Here is a 21,892-nt window from a genome sequence, read left to right as displayed (position 1 = left end):
GAAACCAAATGACACGCGTTAACGAAGCACACTCGCATTCGTCCCTGCCGACACTGGACCCGGCAGGAAACCAGCCATCCACCTCGCGTCCTCCGCGCGCCTCGCGCAGCAAGGGCGGCTCGGCGCTGGCCGCGCCGGGCGCCCCGGGCACCTCGGCGCCGAAATCCTCCGCGGGTGCGGGCAACCGGGTCCGGATCGCCACGACCCGCATTTTCGACGACCTGAGCGCATCGGTGAAGGTGGCCGAGCTGCCGGCGCAGGCCGAGGGCGCGCACCCGGGCTCCCCGCGCAAGTCGGCCGAGCTGGTCGGCGTCGTGACCACCACGCTCGAGAAGATGAAGCAGGGCGACGTGCAATCCCGCCTGCCCGGCGCGCATGCCGACAGGCTCACGACCGGCCACTGGATGTCGGATTCGCACTTCCACCCCACCAACTACACCCAGCAAGGCATGGTGCCGCGCCAGATGCTCGAGATGATGGACCAGGTGGGCATCCACCGCTCCGTGATGTCGCCGATTCCGACCGACGTCATGCCGTGCGGCGACCACGGCGATCACAACCACATCCCGGCCGAGTCGTACTATGTGCCGGCGCAGTTCGCCAACATCAAGCCGCAGGAATTGACGGCCGAGGTCGAGCAGACCATCAAGGGCAGCGCGCACCTGATGCTGAACCAGCAGGTCGATGCGGACACCGCGCTGTTCATGAATATTTCCAGGCTGAGCCACGCGGAGCGCGACCGGCTCGATCCGATGGTCACCGGCCTGCACCTGGGTTCGCCGTTGAGCCCGCAGGCGCTGCTGTTCAAACTGGCGACGCATCCGGGCATGTTCACCGGCGTGGGCGAGGTGACGATTCACAAGGAACTGGTGCAGAGCCAGTACGAAGGCGCGCGCCAGGCGAACCTGACCGATAACGTGCAATCGTTCAAGAACCTGGTGGCGACGGCCGGCGTGGTCGGCATGCCGGTGGTGCTGCACTGCGACGTCGACTCGACCGCCAACCAGCGCGCCAACGGCGTTGGCCAGCCGGAGCATCTGGACAATCTGAAACAGCTGTTCGCCTCGCCCGAAACGCGCGATACGACCATCATCTGGGCGCACTGCGGCGGGGTCGGACGCTTCGTCCAGAAGCCGGTCGACCATGCCAACAACCTGCGCGCTATCCTGTCGAACCCGGAAATGAAGCACATCAACATCGACATTTCGTGGTCGCGCGTGGCGCGCCAGATCGTGCTCAAGACCGACGCCGAGGGCAAGGAAGTGCCGGATCACGAATCGGTGCAGGCCTGGGCGCAGCTGATCAACGATCATCCCGACCGCTTCCTGTTCGGCTCGGACGCGCTCAATCCGCAGGAAAAGGCGACCTGGGAAGAGACCGGGGTTCTCTACCAGCCCCTGCTGGACAAGTTGACGCCCGAGGCGCGGATCGCCGTCAAGACCGGGAACTACGAGCGCCTGCTGGTCGACGCGCGCCCGAAGGTGCGCGCGTTCGAGCAGCACGTGCTCACGCCCGAATTCGTCGAGCAGCGCCTGCGCGCGTCGGGCGACAGCCGTGTCAATGCCGGGCCCCACATCGATCCGGGCGCCTTGCGCGCGGCGCGCGACGCGGCGTACGCCGGCGCCGGCGTGGACGTGAACGGGAAACGGCTTGCCGCCGCGCCGCGCCCGAAGGAGACGCCGGCCCAGGTCAAGGCGCATCTGGAGAAGATCAAGGCCCAGCAGGATGCGCGGGTGGCGGCGCTGACCGCCACCGATAAGAAATCGCGGCCGTCCCGTCTGCGCCGGATGTTCGGCGCCACGTAAGCACGTCGCCGCCGTTGCCCTCGTCCCGCAGTCCCAGATCAGGAGAGTCAGATGACCAAAGTTAAGGCCCCAACCACGGCGAGCCTTGCCGCCCAGCCGGGCGGCTTGCCGTCGGCACGGACGATCAAGCCGAGCAACAAGATCACGATCAGCAAGCTGGGCGGCACCATCGGCCTGAACATCCTGGGGACGAAGGGCACGGAGAATACGTGGAAGTTCAACGGCGACAAGAAAAAGATCAGCTCGAACTGGCGCACGTACGACCTGCCGCCCGCCAGGACCGGCATGTCCGGCACGAAGAGCCTGGACACGATGCTGGCACGCGCCGAGCAGCGCAACCGGACGCGCGTGCCGGACCAGGCGCGCCAGGTCGTGGCGCAGACGGACGCCGTCGTCGAACGGCTGGCCGTCCTGGAATCGCGCTTGAAAACGGCCAGCGAGATCGCCGATACGGCGCCGTCCGATTCGCCCATCCATGCGACCGTCGCCACGCTCAAGGGGCAAGTGGCCGAGCTGCGCCAGCAGTCGCAAACGCCCCTGGCCCAGCGCGGCGTCGCGCAGCGCGATATCGCCGCCGACGCCATCGACGACGTGCGTGCGGCGGCCGACCATGCGCTGGCGGCGTTCGCGCACGCGCCGTCCGAGGCGACGAAGACGGCTTACGAGAGTGCGCGCCTCGACCTGATCGGGGCATCCGTGCAAAAGTTTTTCCACGGCTACCGAACCCTCAACGATCACGTGAGCGACCAGGGGCGCGCCAAGGGCATGGCGTTGATGATGCCGGCACTGGCCCGCCAGCTGGAGCTGCCCGCCAAGTACCTGGAGGGCGTGGCCGCGATGGAGGTCGCCGGGCCCAGGCTGGAGAACCGGTCCGCGCCGGGCGAGCTGGACGAGAACCGGGCGGCGGTGCGCGATGCGCTGGTGGGCCGCCGCGTGCGCGACCTCACCGCCGGGCGCGCGTACGAGCTCCCCGGCACGGCGCCGCTGCCGTCGGAAGCGCGGCACTGGCAGGGCGAAGCGGTCAAGCTGCGCGACCTCGGCGACAAATTCTCGATTGCCGACAAGCTGCTCGGCGACACCGTGCCCCCCCTGAAGGCGCGCGTCGTGACCATGCAGCAGACCTGCATGGACGACCTGGTCGCGCACCTGCCCGCGCTGACGGCGATGAATCCGGCGCAGCGCACGGAAACCCGCCAGGTGCTTGCCACGCTCGCCGGGAAGCTGCGCCAGAGCGCGGGCGATACGCTGCACAAGGATGCGGAACTGGCGCCGGCGCAGCTGATGCACATCGTCGACATGGCGGAGAAAGTGACCGGCGGGGATCCGGACCGCTGCATCGACGTCTACAAGTCGCTGGCCGACGACAGCGTGCACCGGATCATCGGTGCCACCGTCGCGAGCCGGACCGCCGGCACGCCGCCCACGCAGGGCGAGCAGGATCTCGTGGCGATCTGGCAGATGGGCGCGCACCAGCTGCCCGATGCCGTCAACTCGCTGCTGGCGGCGAACCCGGAGCACCGCGCCGCCAGGGTCGACTGGCGCGACGTGCAGACGTTCTTCCGCTGCACCCGGGAGCACCAGCGCCTCGCGGCCGAGCCCAGCGGCGACGCGGCGCACAAGGCGCGCATGCTCTCGGCGATGACCTCCATGCGCAACGAACTGGCGACCGGCGCGAAACCGGCCGTCGGCACGCCCGAGCGGCGCGACTGGGCCATGGTCAAGAGCGCGGTCTGGCACCACGACAACCTGCAGAACGTGGTGCAGGCGTTCGAAGGCTTCAAGACGACGATGGCGTTGCCGAGCACGATGGTCGACCAGGTCCACCAGCATTTCGACGCCAAGGGGCGCGGCGTGGTGGCGGACGAGGCCAGGGCGCAGTTCACCCAGGTGCTGGCCGATTTCAAGGGGCTCGCCCACGCCACGCTGGCCCGGCCCGGCGCGCCCCTCGCCCAGCAGGGCAATGCCAGGTTGCTGGCGGCGCTGTGCGACTACATGAGCAAGCACCGCGGGTCGGAGAAACTCCTGACCACCGCCAAGCGCGCATTCACGCGCAAGGAAGGCACCTTCAATTCGGGCAGCGAAATCTGGTCCAATCCGCTGAAGGCCAAGGAAAAGAAAGCCATCCTCGAGGCGGCCGGAACGGACGTCTCGGTGGCGCGCGCCGCCGCGCCGCTGCTGCGCGACCTGGAGACGGGGCACGGCGCGCTGGCGCTGTTGCAGGATGCGGTGAAGGGCGTCCTGCCCGAAGAGGAACGGGGCGACACCATGCAACGGCTGGCGTCGCTGGGCAACCTGGTGCGGCTGGCCGAGGGCCACGCGCTGGAGGGACCGGAGCAGATCCGCACGTTCCTGCACGATGCCATCGACCGCACCGCGCTGGGCGACCGCACCGATACCATCAACGCCAGGCAGTTCAAGATGGCCATTCCGCTGGTCCTGCCGATCCCGTTCGCCAGCCTGAGCGCCACCTTCGGGAGTTCGAAGAGCGCCGGCACCATCGTCAACGTGCAGGCCAATAACGACTGCGTGCAGTTGACCCTGGGGCGCATGTCGGAAAAGGCGGCCAGCACCAGCCTGGGCGCATCGATGGCGCCGGAGATCCTGAGTGCGCACGCGGAAAAGGCACTCAAGAAGACCTGCCTCGACGTACGCTTCCCCGGCATCAGCTGGAAGAAGGAGGAGAAGCAGCGCACCGACCCGGCGGTCGTGCTGAAGTTCTCGATCGAGCCGGTCAAGGGCTTGCGCGACCTCGACGAAGCGCGCACGCAGCTCAAGAAGGCCGTCGACATCCTCGTCGACTGGGACCCCCAAAAGCCGGAATACCAGCAATACGGGTCGGCCTATGAAGCCTTGTGCGACAAGCTCGATTCGCCCTTCACGATCGACGACGAGGTGCGCGAGTACTCGACCGTCAGCAACGAGAATGCGTTCACGCCCGGCCGCGTGGCGCTCAAGTACAACAAGGAACAATTCGGCGCCTCGCCCAAGGGGAAGAACGACCCGGTGCGCACGGGCGTCGGTGCGACCATGAAGTTCACCGTGAACGAAGACAAGATGGAGTCCAGCAACCAGCAAGAGGCGCGCGAATTCTACGACACCGTCAAGAAGACCTTGATCACGGACGCCTTCTTCGGCATCAATACCCGCCATACCACCGCCGAGGCGAAGAAGAAGACCGGCATCACGGACGGCAAGAAGCTGCTCAGCGTTCCGGTGCAGGCCGGGGCGACGGGCTCGCTCACGGCGAACGTCGGCGGCCGCGAATACAAGGACAAGAAGCCGGTCGGCACCGACAAGCTGAAGGCCTACAAGTCGGAATACGGCGATTACAGCCGCGACATGAACAAGGCGATTGACGTGCTGCTCGAAGCGATGCCGTCGGTCAGCAACCGCGTCCAGGAAGTCGTCGACAAGGGATTCCGCGACCAGCTCATGGCCCGGCTGGCCGAGCCCGCGCAGGCGAAGTTCGCGGAACGCCAGCAGGACATCGCCCGGTTGCAGGCCGAGATCGCGGTGCTGCAACGCCGGCTCGCCGGCAGCGATCCGCATGCCGAGATCGAGGAAGAACCGTTGCCGGCGTCCGCGGCGGCGGCCCTGGCCACCGAGCTGTCGCTCAAGCAGGACTTGCACACCGCCCTCGTGGCAAAGCTCGCCGGCACGACGGTCGACCAGGTGAAGACACAGATGGTCGACAAGGAAATCGGCAAGATGTGCGGCGAAGTGCTGATGAACTTCGTGCGCGCCCTCATGGAAAACAAGACCGACCGCTTCTCGGTGAAGCTGGAATCGAAGCAGCAGTGGGCCCACCGCGGCATCGACGCGGCCATCGCCAATGCCGAGGCGGCGGGACACCATGGAATGGCGGTCGTGATGCGCGCGGTCAATGCGGACATGTTCGAAGGGCAGCGCGACCAGGCGGTCAAGTACCTGGTCGCGGCCGGGGACATGAACAACAAGGCCACCCAGTTCAACTGGAAGACGCCGCTCGTCTTCAAGCGCCGGGAAACCAAGGGCATGACCGAGGACCCGATTCCCGACACCCGCACCGCGACGCTGCAGCCCACCGCCGACCGCCTGGTCGACGTGCGTCACGTCGGCACCCCGCTGACGGATCTCCAGGCCGCGATCGTCAACGAAAGCCTGGCGGAGGTACGCGCGCAGGCGCGCGAGCGCGGGCAGGCCGCGACGACCGGCGGCGCCGCGTGAAACAGCCGGCGCACGGGCGAACCGGATGCGGCGTGGCGCAACTCATCGTGAGTCCGTCACCACTGAACAAGGAGTCCATCATGCATCCGGTAACCCAACCATCGCGCGCCCGCGGCACGCTGTCCGCCGTCGTACTGGGCGCCGCGCTGTGCCTGGCCGGTGCCGGGGCCCGCGCCGCGGGTCCCGCGCCGGCCGCCGGCGCGTTCTTTTCGACCACCCCTGTCAGGCCGCAGGCGCTGGACGACGACGATTGCGACGACGCCGCCGCCGCCGCGCCGCTTGCGGCGGCGGTGTCTTCGTGGGACGTCACGCCGGCCGACAGGACGCTGAAGGCCGCGCTGACGCGCTGGGCCGAGGCGGCGGGCTGGCAGCTGGTGTGGGAGCTGCCGGTCGACTACGCGGTGTCGGCGCGCACCGAGATCAAGGGCAGCTTCACCGCGGCGGTGGAGGCGGTCGCCGGCAGCATGTCGACGGCCGACACGCCCATGAAGGCGATTTTCTACGACGGCAACCGCGTCCTGCGCATCGTCGCCAGGTAAGGCCAAAGCTCAACAATTCTCAATGTCTCAGCAATCCTCACGGATCGGCTTTTTGCGCGAAATCGACGGGTATCTTTGATCCATCGCAACGTTACTGGAGATCGAACATGACGATGGATCCGAATGGCGCCGCCGGCGCACCGCCCGCCCTGGACATGGACCAGCTGTTCCGCACGCATCACCGCCATCTGCTGCGGTTCGTCCAGCGCTACATGCGCAATGCCGAGGACGCGGAAGATGTCGTCCAGCAGACCTTCATCGAAGCGCTGCGCTGCGCGGACCGTTTTGCCGGGCTCTCCAAGCCGTCGACCTGGTTGTTCGGCATCGCCCTGAACCTCGCGCGGCACCAGGTGCGCCGCACCTGCGCCCAGGCCCACGACGCGCTCGACGAAGCGGCGCTGGCGCAGGTGGCCGACGTCCACGGGGATCCGGCGTTGGCGCTGGAGTGGCGCCAGACGGCCGCCATGGTGGACGGGATGCTCGCCGCGCTGCCCGACGGGATCCGCGCGACGTTCGAAGCGGTGCTCGATGGCGGCTCGACCTATGAAGCGGCGGCCTGCGAATTGCAGATTCCCGTGGGTACTGTCCGTTCGCGCGTGTCGCGCGTCCGGGCCGCGGTGCGCGCGGGATGCGGCCGCTAACCGGGCATTGTCATGCTATGCCGGCACGTCCGGTCCGGGTTCGGCGCCGGCGGGGAGGGCGCCGGCCTGCTGCCCCGACAGTTCCAGTCGATACCCCTGGCCGTACGCGGTACGGATGCTGACGCCGCGTTCGACGCCCAGCTGCAGCTTCTTGCGCAATTTGTAGACGTGTTGCTCGATCGTGCGGCCGGCCACCTCGCTGTCCGAACTCCAGATCGACGTGCCGATCGTCTCGCGCGAGATATAGACGCCGGGCGAAGAAAAAAACATCCACGCGAGACCGAACTCGCGCGACGTCAACATGATCGGCGTGCCGAGGTAGGCAAACTTGCTGCTCTCGCGGTCGAGCGAAAAACCGGCCAGCTCGATGCGGCGGCGTGCGCTGCGCGGATTGCTGCGGCGGACCAGCGCATGCGCACGCGCCAGCAATTCGACCGTTTCGAACGGCCTGACCAGCAGGTCGTCGGCCCCGGCATTGAGCACCAGTGCGGCCATGTGGGCATCGCGTACGGGCGACATGGCGAGGACCGGCGTATCGTTGCCGGAGCGGCAGTTAAGCCAGGACACGATCGCGTCATCCGGCGTCGGCGCGACGTCCAGGTCGATGAAGATGAGGTCGAATTTTTGCCGCAGCAAGGCACGGAACAGGACGACCTCGGACGTAAAATGCACGCATTCGGCACCGGCTTGCATGAATGCGGTACGGACCACTTTCAGAACGGCTGTGTTGGTTATGAGACATGCAATATTCATTCGCATCTTTAACTGAGCCCGATTGTTCGGTAGGGGCGACGCCGCTTGATGCGTGCCGGATGGCGAGGTCGACGTGAATGATGACTATCATAATTGCAAACGGTTATTTTGTCCTGTTGAATGAGTCGCCGGCCCCTGTCCAATCGTGCCTTGTCATCCAGGAAATGAATGGTATAGTCGGTCATTTGACAGAATTGCCCGGAGAGTAAATACCTCCAAAGGGCACAACCTTTCACGACCCAAAAAGGACGAAAGATGACGACTCAGGACTACGCCAACCGCATCAGCCAGCTCATCCAGGATCACGAGGCCGACATCGGCGCGGAATGGGGCGAGCAGCTGGAGGCGCTGACCGTGCGGTCGAACGTCGTCTCGAAAGACCAGTTGCGCAAGCACTGCCAGCAGTTCCTGGCCGCGTTCGCCCACGGCACGCGCGGCGGCGAGCTGCAGAACATGGAACATCGTTCGTGGGATGAAGTGCGCGACATCCTGAGCGAGATCTCGTCGAGCCGCGCCAGGAACGGCTCGACCCCGAGCGAGACGGCGACGTTCGTGTTCTCGCTGAAGCAGCCGCTGTTCGTGCGCCTGAACCAGGAATTCGCCGGCGATCCGGCCGCGCTGGCCAATGCGTCGTGGACCATCAGCTCGCTGCTCGACAAGCTGGGCCTGTACACCATCGAGGTGTTCCAGCGCGCCCGCGACCAGATCATCGTGCGCCAGCAGCAGGAATTGCTGGAGCTGTCGACGCCCGTCGTGAAGCTGTGGGACGGCATCCTCGCGCTGCCGCTGATCGGCACGCTGGATTCGGCGCGTACCCAGGTCGTGATGGAAAACATCCTGCAGAAGATCGTCGACACCGGCGCCGCGATCGCCATCATCGACATCACCGGCGTGCCGACCGTCGACACGCTCGTCGCGCAGCACCTCATGAAGACCATCGCGGCCGCGCGCCTGATGGGCGCCGACTGCATCATCAGCGGCATCCGTCCGCAGATCGCGCAGACCATCGTGCACCTGGGCGTGAACCTCGAGGACGTCATGACCAAGGCCACGCTGGCGGACGCGTTCGTCGTCGCGCTCGAGCGCACCGGCACGTCGATCGTCAAGCGCCACGCCACGGCATAAGGACCGCGTATGGAACGCATCCCGATTCTCCGCATGGGCGACCTGCTGCTGGTGACGATCCAGGTCGACATGCACGACCGCCTGGCGATGACCCTGCAGGACGACCTGACCGAACGCATCGTGCGCGACCGCGCCAAGGGCGTGCTGATCGACATCTCGGCCCTCGACCTGGTCGATTCGTTCATCGGCCGCATGATCAGCAACACGGCCGCCATGGCGCGCGTGCTCGATGCGCAGACCGTGGTGGTCGGCATGCAGCCGGCCGTCGCGATCACGCTGGTCGAACTGGGCCTCACGCTGCATGGCGTGAAGACCGCGCTCAACGTCGAGAAGGGCATGGCCCTGCTGGGAAAGACTAATTTTTGATGAGCGCGGCTCTCAACAACCCGGTGAGCTTCGAGTCCGACCTGTTCGAGCGGCACCGCCAGCATCGCACCGAACGCACCGCGTTGCCGCTGCGTTCGGACGAGGACGTCGTCGCCTTGCGCAAGCACGTGCGCGAGCGTGCCGTCGCGATCGCGCTGTCGCTCGTCGACCAGACCAAGCTGGTGACGGCGGCCAGCGAGCTCGCGCGCAACACGCTCAAGTACGGCGGCGGCGGCATGGTCTACCTCGACGCGCTGACGGACGGCTTCCGCAAGGGCGTCGGCCTGATCTTCGTCGATGACGGACCGGGCATTCCCGACCTCGAGACGGCGCTGCGCGACGGCTACACGACCGGCGGCGGGCTCGGGCTCGGCCTCGGCGGCTCGAAGCGGCTCGTCGACGAATTCGACATCGATTCCCGTGCGGGAGAGGGCACTGCGGTGTCGGTCGTCAAATGGAAACGCTGATCAGCTCGCTGTATCCGCAGCTTAACTTCCCGATCACCCACGCCAGCGACGTCGCGGCCGCGCGCCGCGCCGGGCAGAAGCTGGCGGACGCCCTCGGCTTCGACGACGTCAAGGCCGGCCGCCTCGCGATCATCATCACCGAAGCGGCCACCAACATCCTCAAGCATGCGGGCGAGGGCACGGTCACGATCATGCGCACCCAGTCCGGCGTCGCGATGCCGGGCGTGGACGTGGTCGCCGTCGACAACGGGCCCGGCATCGGCGACCTCGAATTTTCCCTGCGCGACGGCGTTTCGACGGCCGGCACCGCCGGCACCGGCCTCGGTGCGCTGCGCCGCCAGGCCGACGAATTCGACGTCTGGACGCAGCACGGCCGCGGCGCCGCCTTCTTCATGCGCGTGTGGCGGGGCGCGGCGCCGCCCGAGCCGTGCGGCATGGAGATCGGGGCGCTGTGCACGCCGCTCGCGGGCGAGGACGCCTGCGGCGACGGCTGGGCCGTCAGTTGCGATCCGGACGGCGCGACGGTGCTGGGCGTGGACGGCCTCGGTCATGGTCCGGAAGCCGCGAAGGCCGCCGCGGGCGCGATCCACGCGCTGGAAAAGCGGCCGTCCGCCGCGCCGGAAGAGGTGCTGCGCACGGCGCATGAGCTGCTGCGCCTCACGCGCGGCGCGGCGCTGTCGGTGGCGCGCATCGATTACGGCGGCGGCGACGTGCGCTTCGCCGGCATCGGCAACGTGGGCGGTCTCGTCTACGACGGCACGGCGCGCCGCGCGCTCGTCTCGCACAACGGCATCGTCGGCCACAACATGCGCAAGGTGCAGGAATTCGCGGCGCCGTTTCCGCCCGGCGCGCTGTGCGTGCTGTATTCGGACGGCATCCAGTCGCAGTGGGACCTGGGCGATTATCCCGGCCTGCACGTGCGCGCGCCGGCGCTCGTGGCGGCCGTGCTGATGCGCGACTTCATCCGCCGCCGCGACGACGCGATGGTGCTGGTCGCGCGCCGGAGGATGTCGTGAAGAACGTGCAGCGCATCCTCGCCATCGGCCTGGGCAACGAGCAGGACGTCGTGCTCGTGCGCCAGCGCGCGCGCCAGGTGTCGCACCTGCTCGGGTTCTCGCAGCAGGACCAGGTGCGCATCGCCACCGCCGTCTCCGAGGTCGCGCGCGGCGCCTGCCAGGTCGCGTTCGGCGGCCGCGCCGGGTTCCTGATCCGCGACGTCGAGCGGCGCCAGTACCTCGAAGTCACGATCGGCGCGGGCACGGGCGCGCAGGGGCAGTTGCCGGACGACGCCGTCGTGACCGCGCACCGCCTGATGGACGACTGCGAGGTGGCGGACGGCATGATCACGATGCGCAAGCTGCTGCCGCCGCAGGCCTGGGTCGGCAGCGGGCGGCTGTCCGAGATCGCGGCGCAGCTGGCGAAGGACAGCCCCGTTGCGAACACGTACAACGAGCTGCAGCTGCAGAACCGCGAACTGGTCACCACGCTGGCCGAGCTGCGCGAGCGCCAGGAAGACCTGCTGTCGCTGACGCGCGAGCTGGAAGACACGAACCGCGGCATCGTTGCGCTGTACGCCGAAATCGAGGACAAGGCCGAGCGGCTGCGCCGCGCCGACGAGATGAAGTCGCGCTTCCTGTCGAATACGAGCCACGAGCTGCGCACGCCGCTGTCGTCGATCCGCGCGCTGGCCAAGCTGCTGCTGGACCGCATGGACGGCGACCTGACGCCGGAGCAGGAGCGCCAGGTGCGCTACATCGAGGCCGCCGCCGCCGACCTGTCGGAACTCGTCAACGACCTGCTCGACCTGGCCAAGATCGAAGCGGGGCGGGTCGAGGTGCACGTGGCGCCGGTCGTCGTCGACAATCTGTTCCGCGCGCTCAAGGGGATGCTGCGCCCGCTCGTCGACGAGGGACGCGTGGAGCTGGTCTTCGAGCCGGGCGACTTCGGCGCGCCGTTCGATTCGGACGAGGGCAAGATCTCGCAGGTGCTGCGCAACTTCATTTCGAACGCCCTGAAATTCACCGAGCAGGGCGCGGTGACCGTGGCGGCCTGCCACGACCCCGGCGCCGACACCATCACCTTCACGGTGGCCGATACCGGGATCGGCATCAGCCCGGACAACCTGCAGCTGATCTTCGAAGAGTTCAGCCAGATCGAACATCCGCTGCAACGGCGCAGCAAGGGCACGGGCCTCGGCCTGCCCCTGTGCCGCAAGCTGGCGGAACTCCTGGGCGGCCGCGTGGACGTGGTCAGCCAGCCGGGCGTGGGCTCCACCTTCAGCCTCGTGCTGCCGCGCCTCTTCCCGGCCAACCCTGCGCCGCGCAACGATGGAATCTGAGGAACGCATCATGACTACCCCGACTTTGATCCTCAACGTCGACGACAACGACGGCGCCCGCTACGCCAAGACCCGGATCCTGCAGAGCGCCGGCTTCGAGGTCGTCGAGGCGAGCAACGGCACCGACGCGCTGAACGTCGTCAAGCGCGGCGGCGTCGCCCTGGTGCTGCTCGACGTGAAGCTCCCGGACATCAACGGCATCGAGGTGTGCCGCCGCATCAAGGCCGATCCGGACAGCGCGATGGTGCTCGTGCTGCAGACGTCGGCCGCGCTGACGGGACGCGCCGACAAGATCCGCGGCCTGGAGGGCGGCGCCGACAACTATCTCGCCGCGCCCATCGAGGCCGACGAACTGATTGCCAACGTCAACGCGCTGCTGCGCATGCGCCAGACGCAGAGCGCGCTGCGCGACAGCGAGGAGCGTTTCCGCCAGCTGACCGACAACATCGAGGACGTGTTCTGGATGTTTTCCGTGCCGGCGCGCGCGCTCGAATACGTGAGCCCCGCCTATGCGACGATCTGGGGCCGCCCCGTCGAGACGCTCGAGCGCGAGCCGTCCAGCTGGATCGCGGCCGTCCATCCGGACGACCGCGCGTATGTCGTGTCGCTGTGGGACGCGTTGCCGTCCGCGCCGCATTACGAAGCCGAGTTCCGCATCATGATGCCGGACGGCTCGCTGCGCTGGGTGCGCGACCGCCTGTTCCCGGTGCGCGACAGCCGCGACGAAGTCTATCGCGTGGCGCGCGTGACGAGCGACATCACGCGCCGCAAGGAGATGGAGGCGCTGCTGCGCGCGGCCGACGCCAACAAGAACGAATTCCTCGCGACCCTCGCGCACGAACTGCGCAATCCGCTGTCGCCGATCCGCAATGCGGCTGCGCTGCTGGGCGCGTCCGGCACCGGCGCCATCGAGCGCCAGGCACGCGCGCGCGAAGTCATCACGCGCCAGGTCGACCATCTGGCGCACCTCGTCGACGACCTGCTCGACGTGGCGCGCATTTCGGAGGGCAAGATCGCGCTGCGCCAGGAAGAGGTCGAGCTGGGTGGCGTGATCGCGCAGGCGCTCGAGACGGCCGGCCCGCTGATCGCGGCGCGCGAACACACGCTGGAACTGGTCCAGCCCGAGCGCCGCATCTGGCTGATGGGCGACCCGGTGCGCCTGGCGCAGTCGATGGGCAATCTGCTGCACAACGCGGCCAAGTTCACGCCGAAGGGCGGCAGGATCAAGGTCGAAGTCACCTTGTTCGATGCCGTCGTGCGGATCGCCGTGCAGGACAACGGCATCGGCATCGCCGAGGACAACCTGTCGCGCATCTTCGGCATGTTCGCCCAGGCCGCCGTCCCGCCCGACCGCGCGCCGGAAGGCCTCGGCATCGGGCTGTCGCTCGTCTCGCGCCTGCTCGAGATGCACGGCGGCCGGCTGGCGGCGACGAGCCCCGGCATCGGGCTCGGTTCCACGTTCACCGTCGAGCTGCCGGTGCTGCGCACGACGGCCCCGGCGGGGCAGGGCGCGGATGCGGCGCAGGCGGCGGCCGGCCAGCCGGCGCCTGCATCCGGCGGCCGCAAGGTACTGCTCGTCGACGATAACGTGGACGCGATGGAGATGATGGCGTTCCTGCTGGCCGAGATGGGCTACGAGGCGCATACGACGGCGGACGCGGGCAACCTCGTGCAGATGGCGTCGGACCTGCGCCCGGACGTCATCGTGCTCGACATCGGCCTGCCGGGCGTGGACGGCTACGAGCTGGCGCGCATGATCAAGCGGCAGCCGCAGCTCTCGGCGATCCGCCTCGTGGCGCACACGGGCTACGGTTCGCCGGAGGACCGGCGCAAGGCGCATGAGGCGGGGTTCGATGCGCACCTCGTCAAGCCGGCGGAGCTGGAAGACCTGGAGAAAGCGCTCCAGGGTTGACGTCCGTTCGGTGGGCGGAGGCCGCCCACCCTACGGCAAACGACACGTAGGGTGGGCACCCCGTGCCCACGAAGCGCTTGCCGCGCAACGTGCGTCATCGCACGAACATCCGCACGCGATCGGCCTAATCTGGCGCCATCAATGCACCGATGGAGGCCATCATGCCCAAGGGAGCCAGCCCGAAACGCGAGCGCGAGTTCAAGAAGCTCGAGACCGAATTCAAGAAGGAACACCGCTATCCCGGCCGCGAGGAAGAAGTCGCGTCGCGCATCGTGAACAAGCAGCGCGCCGAGCATGGCGAGACGAAGCAGTCGTCGAGCGGCGGTTCGAAGCAGTCGGCCAAAAAATAAGCGCGCCCGAATGAAACAAGCCTCCCGGGCGCGCACCCGGGAGGCTCGCGCGCGTCCGCGCCTGCGCGCCAGCGCTTACTTGTCGGTCACGGTACAGTCCCCGAACGCCTTCAACTGCTCCCCGACGGCCTTCGCATCGCCGCCGACGACGATCGACTGGTTCTCCGGCGCGCAATACTTCTTCGACACGTCGCGCACCTGTTCCGGCGTCACCTTCTCGATCAGCGGCACGTACTGGCCCAGGAACTCGGCCGGCAGGCCCACGAGCCGGTTGCCGGTTCTTCAGGGTGGCCGGGTTGAAGTCGAGGGTCTTCATGCGGTCCGCTTCGAGCCGCAGGGATGGCATGCATTGTTGGTGCATACATCGATGACAAACCGTGACAAACGGAGACATTTGGAGGGTATCCGGCGCGCGATAATGACCGGCTCGACTATGCATGCCAGCCACGTCCCTGTGTCGCTCAGGTGGTCATTCTTGCAGTTCGTCGCAATCCCCTGGGTGGAGAGGGCCAGTCCGTTTATCCTGTTTTCAACACGCACCAACCTTTACAAAACAAAAACAGGAATTCGGAGAATCGGATGAACAAGATTTTCGCGCTGGCCCCGGTGGGCGTCGCCCTGTGTGCCGTCCTCGGGGTGGCGCATGCCGCGCCCGACGTCGTGACCGAGACCCGCCCCGTCGACGCCCGCGTCGTGCGGGTCGACGTGGATGGCGCCGTCGACCTGAAGATCCGCCAGGGCGGCACGGCGGCGCTGACCCTCACCGGGGAATCGCGCTACCTGGAGCGGACGGTCACGTCGCAGAACGGCGACACGCTGCACATCGACACGGACATCCGCGGCCACGTGCGCACCGGGTCGCTGCGTGCGGAACTCGTGCTGCCGGCGCTGCGCGCGGTGACGTCGGAGAGCCTGGGGACGACGGACGTGTCCGGCTTCACCGGCGACGAGCTGGAACTGACGCTGGACGGCGCCGGCTCGATGAAGATATCCAGCAACTACCGGCTCGTGCGCGCCAGCCTGGGCGGCATCGGCAGCATGCAGATGCAGGGCCTGAACGGGGAGGGGATCGAACTGAACCTGCAGGGCGCCGGCTACATCTCGCTCAGCGGGCGCGCCAAATGGCTCAAGGCGGACCTCGGCGGCCTCGGCAACCTGGACGCCCAGCAGTGCAGTGCGGACTCGGTCGACATCGACCTGTCCGGCCTGGGCAATGCGCGCGTGACGGCGCGCCAGAGTGCGAACCTGAACCTGTCCGGCATGGGTTCGGTAACCGTGTACGGCAAGCCCCAGAACCGCAAGGTCGCGGTCGACGGGTTGGGCAAGGTGAGCTGGAAATAGCCGTATCTCGAAAAGAAGCAGAAGAATAAAGTCTGAACGAGACAATGAGAAAACTGACCGTTGCGATCCTGTTCGCGCTCGGCCTGCACGGTAGTGCGATGGCGGGCCTCACGGAAGGCGCCAATGCCTACAATGCCCGCAATTACGCGCTGGCCCTGAAGGAAATCACCCCGCTTGCCAGGGCCGGCAACGCGGACGCGGAGCATTTGCTCGGCCTGATGTACTACATGGGCCGCGGCGTGCCGCGCGACTACAAGCAGGCATTTTCGTGGCACTACAAGGCAGCCGTGCAGGGCAAGGCCGATGCGCAATACGTCATCGGCGCCATGTATTACACGGGCAATGCCGTCCCCCAGGACCAGAAACTGGCCGTGCAATGGTTCCGCAAGGCCGCCGAGCAGGGCCATCCGGACGCCCAGCACGCGCTCGGCCTGATGTACCGCTACCACGTGGCGGGGATGCCGCAGGACTTTGTCCTTGCCTATATGCTGTGGAATCTGGCCGCCGCCAACGGCCACCGCAATGCCATCGAGCAGCGCGCCTCGCTCGTCAAACAGATGACCCAGGAACAGGTCGACGAAGCGCAGGCGATGTCGCGCAACTGGAAACCGGGGACGCCGCTGCCGACGTCGTCGCGCACGGGCGGCGGTGGTTCCTGAACAGTTAAGTTGCCGCGTGATTGTAAGGGCAAAACTGACGTCCGCGTAAGGCAATGTCCTACGCGCGCATGGCGAATCCTTGGTGTTCCGGTCGTCTCGGCGGGACTAGGATGATGACCTCTCAAGCAGTTTTCATGAGCTGTACGACAACTCAACCATTGGAGGCAATCATGGCAAACCAGGGTAACAACCAAGGCGGCAACAAGGGCAACAACCAGAGCGGCGATACCAGCAACCGCGGTTTCGCATCGATGGACCCGCAGAAGCAGCGCGAAATCGCCTCGGAAGGCGGCAAGGCCGCCCACGCTTCGGGCAACGCCCACGAGTTCACGTCGGAAGAGGCACGCCGCGCCGGCTCGATGAGCCACAAGAACGACAGCGGCAGCCAGCAAAGCCAGGGCGGCGGCAGCCAGCAGAGCGGCAACAGCACCCGCGGCGGCACGCCGGAGCAGCACGCCAAGGCAGGCTCGCAAAGCCACAAGAACGACAAGAAGTAACGCGCATGCGCTGAACGCCGCAGGCAGGCGTCGGGGCGGCTCTACCGGGCCGCCCGCAACGGAGTTCGCGTGCACCGGCATTGCCGGCGACATCGCATTCCTGCCTGTGCCGTTCCGCCACCGTCACCGCCAGCCTTCGGGCTGGCGTTTTTGCGTCAGGCCAGGCCGTGGCGCTTCAGCGACCAGTCCAGCGCATCTTCGACGCCCTCGGCCTTCTTGAATTGCGACATGCGGCTGGCGAAATAACCGCCGAGGCCGGCGCGCATCGCGGGCCCGAGCGGATGATTCGGCGCGGCCGCCAGCGCGCACACCCACTGGATCTCGAACAGATAGGCGTTGCGTTCGGTGTTCGCGAAACCGCATTTTTCGGCCCAGGCGTGCGCGGACTCGTGCAGCAGGACGCCGTAGAGCAGCGGCACGTCGTCCATCTTGCTTTTGTTGACCGCGACGCTGTTGCCCTGTTCGGCATCGACATTGCCGATCTTCGCCCGATTGACCCATCCGACCACGCGTGCCTGGGCCGCCAGGCTGTTGAGATAGATCGCGGGATTCCCATTCGTCAAAGCCATGCAGTTCTCGACGAGCACGTAACGGAGGCCGTCGAGCGCCGTGCTGACTTTCGGGTCCACGACCAGCATCAGCTGGTCGACGATGGTCTGCAACGCAGGCGTGCTACAGATTGGCATGGTTAATCACCTTTCATGATTGGCGTGCGGCTACGGCAATCGAGGCCGCAAGGGGAGAGTCTGGACTTTCGGCAACATTGGTTCTTTGCGCTAGATCAAGCATGGCGCGCCGGCATGCCCGGCCGGGGCGTTTAGCGGGATGGCCTGCTGTGGCGCTAAACATACTGAAATGATCATGCAACTGAGCATTTCATTGCTCTTTGTTAGCGTTACCAGCCATTTTCTAGCGCAACTCGGCTTGGGCGATCCCGACCGCTGGCGTACAATTGCTCATTATTTAACTAGGGTAAGCCATGCGTGCAATCGAAATCACCCAGCCCGGCGGGCCCGGGGTGCTCCAGCCGTGCGAGCGCCCCGTGCCGCAGCTGAAGCCGGGCGAAGTCCTCATCCGCGTCCTCGCGGCCGGCGTCAACCGGCCCGACGTGTTCCAACGTCTCGGCCAGTATCCCGTGCCGCCCGGCGCGTCCGATCTGCCGGGCCTCGAAGTGGCCGGCGAGATCGTCGACGGCGACCTCGGCGCCAGCGGATTCCATATGGGCGACCTCGTCTGCGCCCTCGTGCCGGGCGGCGGATATGCCGAATACTGCGCGGCCCCGCTGGCGCAATGCCTGCCGGTGCCCAAGGGCCTGTCGCCGCTCGAAGCGGCCGCGCTGCCCGAGACGTATTTCACCGTGTGGAGCAACGTGTTCCAGCGCGCCGCGCTGGCCGCGGGCGAATCGCTGCTGGTGCAGGGCGGCAGCTCCGGCATCGGCACCACGGCGATCCAGCTGGCGAAGGCGCTCGGCCACCGCGTGTTCGCGACGGCCGGCAGCGCGGACAAGTGCCGCGCCTGCGAAGACCTGGGCGCCGAGCGGGCGATCGATTACAAGACCGAGGACTTCGCGACTATCGTCAAGGAATTAACGAACGGGAACGGCGTCGACGTCGTGCTCGACATGGTGGGCGGCGACTACGTGGCGCGCGAGATCGGCTGCCTGGCCGACGACGGCCGCATCGTCGTCATCGCGCTGCTGGGCGGGGCCAGGGCCAACGTCGACCTGGGCCAGGTGCTGCGCCGCCGCCTGACGATCACGGGATCGACGCTGCGTCCGCGCCCGGTGGCGTTCAAGGCACAGATCGCGCGCGAATTGCGCGAGCGCGTGTGGCCGCTGCTGGAAGCGGGCACGATCAGGCCGGTCATCCATAAAACCTTCCCGCTCGAGGAAGCGGCCGCTGCGCACACGCTGATGGAAAGCAGCGCGCACGTGGGCAAGATCATGCTTCAAGTCGCCGCGAACTGACAAAAATATAATGAATAATCAATCGACCTACCATGCCATGCCCGGTTTGACCGGTTTTTCAACGCCCGTTACAATAGCGGGTTATTTGACCGTGGGGTTGTGATGCGTGCCAAACTCATCGTAGGCAACTGGAAGATGAATGGCAGCCGCGCAGCCAACGTGACTTTGTTGAACGGGATCGTTGCCGGACTGGATAATGCGCGCGCTTCCTGCGCCGTGTGCGTGCCGGCACCGTTCCTGCAGCAGTGCGAAGACCTGCTGGCCGGTACGCCGGTCGCATGGGGCGCGCAGGACGTCTCGATCCATGCGTTCGGCGCCTACACGGGCGAAGTGTGCGCGAAAATGCTGTCGGAGTTCGCCTGCCGCTATGTGATCGTCGGCCACTCCGAGCGCCGCGCCTACCACCGCGAAGACAGCGCGCTGGTGGCAAAGAAGGCGCTGGCGGTGCTGGCCGAGGACATGACCCCGATCGTCTGCGTCGGCGAAACGCTGGAGCAGCGCGAGGCGGGCGAGACGGCGCAGGTGGTCGGCGCCCAGCTCGACGCCGTGCTGGAAGCGCTCGACGCGGCGGCGGTGGAAAGAATCGTCGTGGCCTATGAGCCCGTATGGGCCATCGGCACCGGCAGGAATGCGACGCCGGCCATGGCGCAGGACGTGCACGCGCAACTGCGCGCGCAGCTGAAGGCGCGCAATGCGGAGGCGGCGGACATCGTGCCGATCCTGTACGGCGGCAGCATGAAGCCGGAGAATGCGAAGGACCTGCTGGCCCAGCCGGATATCGACGGCGGGCTGATCGGCGGCGCGGCCTTGAATGCGGAAGATTTTCTTGCCATCATTCACGCGGCCTGATCGGCCTGGTTCGTTGTCCAGGTTGGCCGCAACATGAACGTCGTTCCCGCGCAGGTGGGAACCCGGGTTTCAGGCGCAGCGGTAACGCTTGCAAACTTGGGCCCCCGCCTGCGCGGGGGCGACGTTTCGCAGTTCGCAGCAAAGATTTTTGCAAACGTAGTAGTCAACCTTGGAATGGAATAAACAATGAACGTGTTGTTCAATCTGATCGTCGTCGTACAGGTCGTCTCCGCGCTGGCCATCATCGGTCTCGTGCTCGTCCAGCACGGCAAGGGTGCCGACATGGGCGCCGCCTTCGGTTCCGGCGCGTCCGGCAGCCTGTTCGGTGCCAGCGGCTCGTCGAACTTCCTGTCGAAATCGACGGCCGTCGCGGCCGCGATCTTCTTCGCGTCCACGCTGACCCTGGCCTACTTTGGCAGCAACCGTCCGCACGCGAGCGTGGGCGGCGGCGTGATGGAACACGTGACCGTCCCCGTGCACAAGGCACCGGCCGGCGCCGGCGACGCCGTTCCGGCGACCACGCCGGCTCCCGCGCCTGCCGCAGGTGCGCCGGCCGCACCCGCGCCGTCCGTCACGCAGGACGTGCCGGGCGTCGCCACGCCTGCAGCACCGGCCCCCGCGCCCGCCAAGTAATTTTTGCGGCGCGGCCACTTCCTGCAGGCGCACGCAGGGTGGTGTAGTATTCGGCGGGCTTCGGTCCGCCAGCGCCGGCGACCGGCTTCTCGACTCGGTTGCTGTAAACACGAATTATTGAAAAGTTGAGAAAAAGAGTATTTTTTCTTGGTTTAGCGCAATTTGAGCATTGAAAAATGCTGCTAAGTCAGAGTAGAATACTTGTCTCCAGCCGACGTGGTGAAATTGGTAGACACGCTATCTTGAGGGGGTAGTGGCGCAAGCTGTGCGAGTTCGAGTCTCGCCGTCGGCACCAAGATACAAGAAGCCAGCTAGGGCGCATGAGCTTCCGCTCTGAGGCCTAGCTGGCTTTTTTACGAGGATCTGTCGGAGGCTTTGAAGAACCGTCCCCGCGGCGGCGCTTCTGGCCCGAGAAGCCCGGTCGTACGAACGTGCGGCGAGCCTCGAAGGTCGGGATCGACAATGCGAAACGGATGATTCAGTGTCTCCAGTCGTACGATCCTGGTGTAGGCAAATAGCCAGGATTGCGCGATGCGGTACTGCAGCCCCTGCAGTGTTTTTTTCAACCGATCGTTCAACTAAGGCTTCATCGTGAACCTCGAGAATTACTTCCCCGTCCTGCTCTTCATTGTGATCGGCACCGTCGTCGGCGTCGCCTCGCAACTCCTCGGCCGTGTGGTCGGTCCCCATCGCCCGGATGCGGCAAAACTTTCCCCGTATGAATGCGGCTTCGAGGCCTTCGAAGACGCGCGCATGAAGTTCGACGTCCGGTACTACCTGGTCGCGATCCTGTTTATTTTGTTTGATCTGGAAACGGCATTCTTCTTCCCTTGGGGCGTTTCGATGCGCGACCTGGGCTGGACCGGATTCGTCACGATGATGGTGTTCATCGTCGAATTCGTCGTCGGCTTCTGGTACATCTGGAAGAAAGGTGCCCTTGATTGGGAATAAGCCATGGCTATTGAAGGCGTTTTAAACGAAGGTTTTGTCACCACCACAGCCGACAAGCTGATCAACTGGGCGCGTACCGGGTCGATGTGGCCCATGACGTTCGGCCTGGCTTGCTGTGCGGTCGAGATGATGCACGCGGGTGCCGCGCGCTATGACCTCGACCGTTTCGGCGTCGTGTTCCGCCCGTCGCCGCGCCAGTCCGACGTGATGATCGTGGCCGGTACCCTGTGCAACAAGATGGCCCCGGCACTGCGCAAGGTCTACGACCAGATGGCCGAGCCGCGCTGGGTCATTTCGATGGGCTCCTGCGCCAACGGCGGCGGTTACTACCACTACTCGTACTCCGTCGTGCGCGGCTGCGACCGCATCGTGCCGGTCGACGTCTACGTCCCGGGCTGCCCGCCGACCGCCGAGGCCCTGCTGTACGGCATCATCCAGCTCCAGAACAAGATCCAGCGCACCAATACCATCGCGCGATAATCCAAGCCGGTTTC

At 66.4% G+C, this 21,892-nt stretch carries 22 protein-coding genes and 1 tRNA gene; 20 read left to right on the top strand and 3 right to left on the bottom strand.

Annotated features, from left to right (window positions below; genetic code table 11):
* The first annotated feature begins 8 nt into the window (after positions 1-8).
* The 4 genes from ACEN9Q_RS16300 (at position 9) to ACEN9Q_RS16285 (ending at position 7,191) form a co-directional block, all read left to right on the top strand.
* Positions 9-1,805: an amidohydrolase family protein gene (locus tag ACEN9Q_RS16300; protein ID WP_056436690.1), complete on the top strand. Its 1,797-nt coding sequence runs from the start codon at positions 9-11 to the stop codon at positions 1,803-1,805.
* Positions 1,806-1,856: 51 nt separating this feature from the next.
* The gene (locus ACEN9Q_RS16295) at positions 1,857-6,011 is read left to right on the top strand and encodes a hypothetical protein (RefSeq protein WP_495625304.1); all 4,155 of its coding nucleotides are present in this window, start codon (positions 1,857-1,859) and stop codon (positions 6,009-6,011) included.
* A gap of 80 nt (positions 6,012-6,091) precedes the next feature.
* Positions 6,092-6,550 carry a toxin co-regulated pilus biosynthesis Q family protein gene (locus ACEN9Q_RS16290; RefSeq protein WP_495625303.1) on the top strand — a complete coding sequence of 153 codons (459 nt, stop codon included), beginning with the start codon at positions 6,092-6,094 and terminating at the stop codon, positions 6,548-6,550.
* A 107-nt stretch (positions 6,551-6,657) separates the two neighbouring features.
* Positions 6,658-7,191, top strand: a complete 534-nt coding sequence (locus ACEN9Q_RS16285; RefSeq protein ID WP_495625302.1) for an RNA polymerase sigma factor — start codon at positions 6,658-6,660, stop codon at positions 7,189-7,191.
* A 15-nt stretch (positions 7,192-7,206) separates the two neighbouring features.
* On the opposite strand, the gene ACEN9Q_RS16280 is transcribed toward ACEN9Q_RS16285, so the two are convergent.
* On the bottom strand, positions 7,207-7,944 hold the full coding sequence (locus ACEN9Q_RS16280; RefSeq protein ID WP_056436679.1) for a response regulator transcription factor: 738 nt from the start codon (positions 7,942-7,944) through the stop codon (positions 7,207-7,209).
* Between the two features lie 255 nt (positions 7,945-8,199).
* On the opposite strand from ACEN9Q_RS16280, the gene ACEN9Q_RS16275 reads away from it, so the two are divergent.
* The 7 genes from ACEN9Q_RS16275 (at position 8,200) to ACEN9Q_RS16245 (ending at position 14,502) form a co-directional block, all read left to right on the top strand.
* Positions 8,200-9,069 (top strand): STAS domain-containing protein, encoded by an 870-nt coding sequence (locus tag ACEN9Q_RS16275; RefSeq protein WP_056436676.1) that lies wholly within the window; start codon positions 8,200-8,202, stop codon positions 9,067-9,069.
* Positions 9,070-9,078: 9 nt separating this feature from the next.
* Complete coding sequence (locus ACEN9Q_RS16270) at positions 9,079-9,435, top strand: STAS domain-containing protein (protein ID WP_036230674.1); 357 nt, start codon at positions 9,079-9,081, stop codon at positions 9,433-9,435.
* A complete protein-coding gene (locus tag ACEN9Q_RS16265; protein WP_082547715.1) occupies positions 9,435-9,902 on the top strand; it encodes an anti-sigma regulatory factor in 468 nt (155 codons plus the stop codon). Before ACEN9Q_RS16270 ends, ACEN9Q_RS16265 begins: the two co-directional genes overlap by 1 nt.
* Positions 9,890-10,918: a SpoIIE family protein phosphatase gene (locus ACEN9Q_RS16260; RefSeq protein ID WP_495625301.1), complete on the top strand. Its 1,029-nt coding sequence runs from the start codon at positions 9,890-9,892 to the stop codon at positions 10,916-10,918. Before ACEN9Q_RS16265 ends, ACEN9Q_RS16260 begins: the two co-directional genes overlap by 13 nt.
* Positions 10,915-12,240, top strand: a complete 1,326-nt coding sequence (locus ACEN9Q_RS16255; protein WP_495625300.1) for an ATP-binding protein — start codon at positions 10,915-10,917, stop codon at positions 12,238-12,240. The genes ACEN9Q_RS16260 and ACEN9Q_RS16255 overlap by 4 nt, the downstream gene beginning before the upstream one ends.
* Before the next feature lie 10 nt (positions 12,241-12,250).
* Positions 12,251-14,152 (top strand): hybrid sensor histidine kinase/response regulator, encoded by a 1,902-nt coding sequence (locus ACEN9Q_RS16250; protein WP_495625299.1) that lies wholly within the window; start codon positions 12,251-12,253, stop codon positions 14,150-14,152.
* A gap of 161 nt (positions 14,153-14,313) precedes the next feature.
* Positions 14,314-14,502, top strand: a complete 189-nt coding sequence (locus ACEN9Q_RS16245) for a hypothetical protein (RefSeq protein ID WP_056436957.1) — start codon at positions 14,314-14,316, stop codon at positions 14,500-14,502.
* Positions 14,503-14,577: 75 nt separating this feature from the next.
* Here ACEN9Q_RS16245 and ACEN9Q_RS16240 read toward each other — a convergent pair whose 3' ends face one another.
* A complete protein-coding gene (locus ACEN9Q_RS16240; protein ID WP_056436665.1) occupies positions 14,578-14,766 on the bottom strand; it encodes an insulinase family protein in 189 nt (62 codons plus the stop codon).
* A gap of 315 nt (positions 14,767-15,081) precedes the next feature.
* On the opposite strand from ACEN9Q_RS16240, the gene ACEN9Q_RS16235 reads away from it, so the two are divergent.
* From ACEN9Q_RS16235 to ACEN9Q_RS16225, 3 genes are all read left to right on the top strand, one after another.
* On the top strand, positions 15,082-15,843 hold the full coding sequence (locus tag ACEN9Q_RS16235; protein ID WP_495625298.1) for a GIN domain-containing protein: 762 nt from the start codon (positions 15,082-15,084) through the stop codon (positions 15,841-15,843).
* Between the two features lie 44 nt (positions 15,844-15,887).
* A complete protein-coding gene (locus tag ACEN9Q_RS16230) occupies positions 15,888-16,502 on the top strand; it encodes a tetratricopeptide repeat protein (RefSeq protein WP_495625297.1) in 615 nt (204 codons plus the stop codon).
* Positions 16,503-16,672: 170 nt separating this feature from the next.
* Complete coding sequence (locus ACEN9Q_RS16225; RefSeq protein WP_495625296.1) at positions 16,673-16,999, top strand: KGG domain-containing protein; 327 nt, start codon at positions 16,673-16,675, stop codon at positions 16,997-16,999.
* A gap of 155 nt (positions 17,000-17,154) precedes the next feature.
* Here the strand turns inward: ACEN9Q_RS16225 and ACEN9Q_RS16220 are convergent, their stop codons facing one another.
* Positions 17,155-17,685: a hypothetical protein gene (locus tag ACEN9Q_RS16220; RefSeq protein WP_495625295.1), complete on the bottom strand. Its 531-nt coding sequence runs from the start codon at positions 17,683-17,685 to the stop codon at positions 17,155-17,157.
* A gap of 293 nt (positions 17,686-17,978) precedes the next feature.
* On the opposite strand from ACEN9Q_RS16220, the gene ACEN9Q_RS16215 reads away from it, so the two are divergent.
* From ACEN9Q_RS16215 to ACEN9Q_RS16190, 6 genes are all read left to right on the top strand, one after another.
* Entirely contained in the window at positions 17,979-18,965 is a 987-nt protein-coding gene (locus ACEN9Q_RS16215) for an NAD(P)H-quinone oxidoreductase (RefSeq protein ID WP_495625294.1), read from the top strand.
* A 102-nt stretch (positions 18,966-19,067) separates the two neighbouring features.
* Positions 19,068-19,814: a triose-phosphate isomerase gene (gene tpiA / locus ACEN9Q_RS16210; RefSeq protein ID WP_495625293.1), complete on the top strand. Its 747-nt coding sequence runs from the start codon at positions 19,068-19,070 to the stop codon at positions 19,812-19,814.
* A gap of 186 nt (positions 19,815-20,000) precedes the next feature.
* Positions 20,001-20,447 carry a preprotein translocase subunit SecG gene (gene secG, locus ACEN9Q_RS16205; protein ID WP_495625292.1) on the top strand — a complete coding sequence of 149 codons (447 nt, stop codon included), beginning with the start codon at positions 20,001-20,003 and terminating at the stop codon, positions 20,445-20,447.
* 210 nt (positions 20,448-20,657) lie between these two features.
* Positions 20,658-20,742 (top strand) — tRNA-Leu (locus ACEN9Q_RS16200).
* A 296-nt stretch (positions 20,743-21,038) separates the two neighbouring features.
* A complete protein-coding gene (locus ACEN9Q_RS16195) occupies positions 21,039-21,398 on the top strand; it encodes an NADH-quinone oxidoreductase subunit A (protein ID WP_056436645.1) in 360 nt (119 codons plus the stop codon).
* A gap of 3 nt (positions 21,399-21,401) precedes the next feature.
* Positions 21,402-21,878: a NuoB/complex I 20 kDa subunit family protein gene (locus tag ACEN9Q_RS16190; protein ID WP_036230641.1), complete on the top strand. Its 477-nt coding sequence runs from the start codon at positions 21,402-21,404 to the stop codon at positions 21,876-21,878.
* Positions 21,879-21,892: the final 14 nt, after the last annotated feature.

It is taken from the genome of Massilia sp. Masssp93, from assembly GCF_059491295.1.
The sequence above is the reverse complement of the archived record's forward strand: the minus strand, read 5'-3'. Positions and strand labels throughout refer to the sequence as shown.

Excerpts from the sequence above, each read along its gene's own strand:
- ACEN9Q_RS16300 (WP_056436690.1), top strand. The coding sequence starts at position 9 with ATGACACGCGTTAACGAAGCACACTCGCATTCGTCCCTGCCGACACTG.
- ACEN9Q_RS16295 (WP_495625304.1), top strand. The coding sequence starts at position 1,857 with ATGACCAAAGTTAAGGCCCCAACCACGGCGAGCCTTGCCGCCCAGCCG.
- ACEN9Q_RS16290 (WP_495625303.1), top strand. The coding sequence starts at position 6,092 with ATGCATCCGGTAACCCAACCATCGCGCGCCCGCGGCACGCTGTCCGCC.
- ACEN9Q_RS16285 (WP_495625302.1), top strand. The coding sequence starts at position 6,658 with ATGACGATGGATCCGAATGGCGCCGCCGGCGCACCGCCCGCCCTGGAC.
- ACEN9Q_RS16280 (WP_056436679.1), bottom strand. The coding sequence starts at position 7,944 with ATGAATATTGCATGTCTCATAACCAACACAGCCGTTCTGAAAGTGGTC.
- ACEN9Q_RS16275 (WP_056436676.1), top strand. The coding sequence starts at position 8,200 with ATGACGACTCAGGACTACGCCAACCGCATCAGCCAGCTCATCCAGGAT.
- ACEN9Q_RS16270 (WP_036230674.1), top strand. The coding sequence starts at position 9,079 with ATGGAACGCATCCCGATTCTCCGCATGGGCGACCTGCTGCTGGTGACG.
- ACEN9Q_RS16265 (WP_082547715.1), top strand. The coding sequence starts at position 9,435 with ATGAGCGCGGCTCTCAACAACCCGGTGAGCTTCGAGTCCGACCTGTTC.
- ACEN9Q_RS16260 (WP_495625301.1), top strand. The coding sequence starts at position 9,890 with ATGGAAACGCTGATCAGCTCGCTGTATCCGCAGCTTAACTTCCCGATC.
- ACEN9Q_RS16250 (WP_495625299.1), top strand. The coding sequence starts at position 12,251 with ATGACTACCCCGACTTTGATCCTCAACGTCGACGACAACGACGGCGCC.
- ACEN9Q_RS16245 (WP_056436957.1), top strand. The coding sequence starts at position 14,314 with ATGCCCAAGGGAGCCAGCCCGAAACGCGAGCGCGAGTTCAAGAAGCTC.
- ACEN9Q_RS16235 (WP_495625298.1), top strand. The coding sequence starts at position 15,082 with ATGAACAAGATTTTCGCGCTGGCCCCGGTGGGCGTCGCCCTGTGTGCC.
- ACEN9Q_RS16230 (WP_495625297.1), top strand. The coding sequence starts at position 15,888 with ATGAGAAAACTGACCGTTGCGATCCTGTTCGCGCTCGGCCTGCACGGT.
- ACEN9Q_RS16225 (WP_495625296.1), top strand. The coding sequence starts at position 16,673 with ATGGCAAACCAGGGTAACAACCAAGGCGGCAACAAGGGCAACAACCAG.
- ACEN9Q_RS16220 (WP_495625295.1), bottom strand. The coding sequence starts at position 17,685 with ATGCCAATCTGTAGCACGCCTGCGTTGCAGACCATCGTCGACCAGCTG.
- ACEN9Q_RS16215 (WP_495625294.1), top strand. The coding sequence starts at position 17,979 with ATGCGTGCAATCGAAATCACCCAGCCCGGCGGGCCCGGGGTGCTCCAG.
- tpiA (WP_495625293.1), top strand. The coding sequence starts at position 19,068 with ATGCGTGCCAAACTCATCGTAGGCAACTGGAAGATGAATGGCAGCCGC.
- secG (WP_495625292.1), top strand. The coding sequence starts at position 20,001 with ATGAACGTGTTGTTCAATCTGATCGTCGTCGTACAGGTCGTCTCCGCG.
- ACEN9Q_RS16190 (WP_036230641.1), top strand. The coding sequence starts at position 21,402 with ATGGCTATTGAAGGCGTTTTAAACGAAGGTTTTGTCACCACCACAGCC.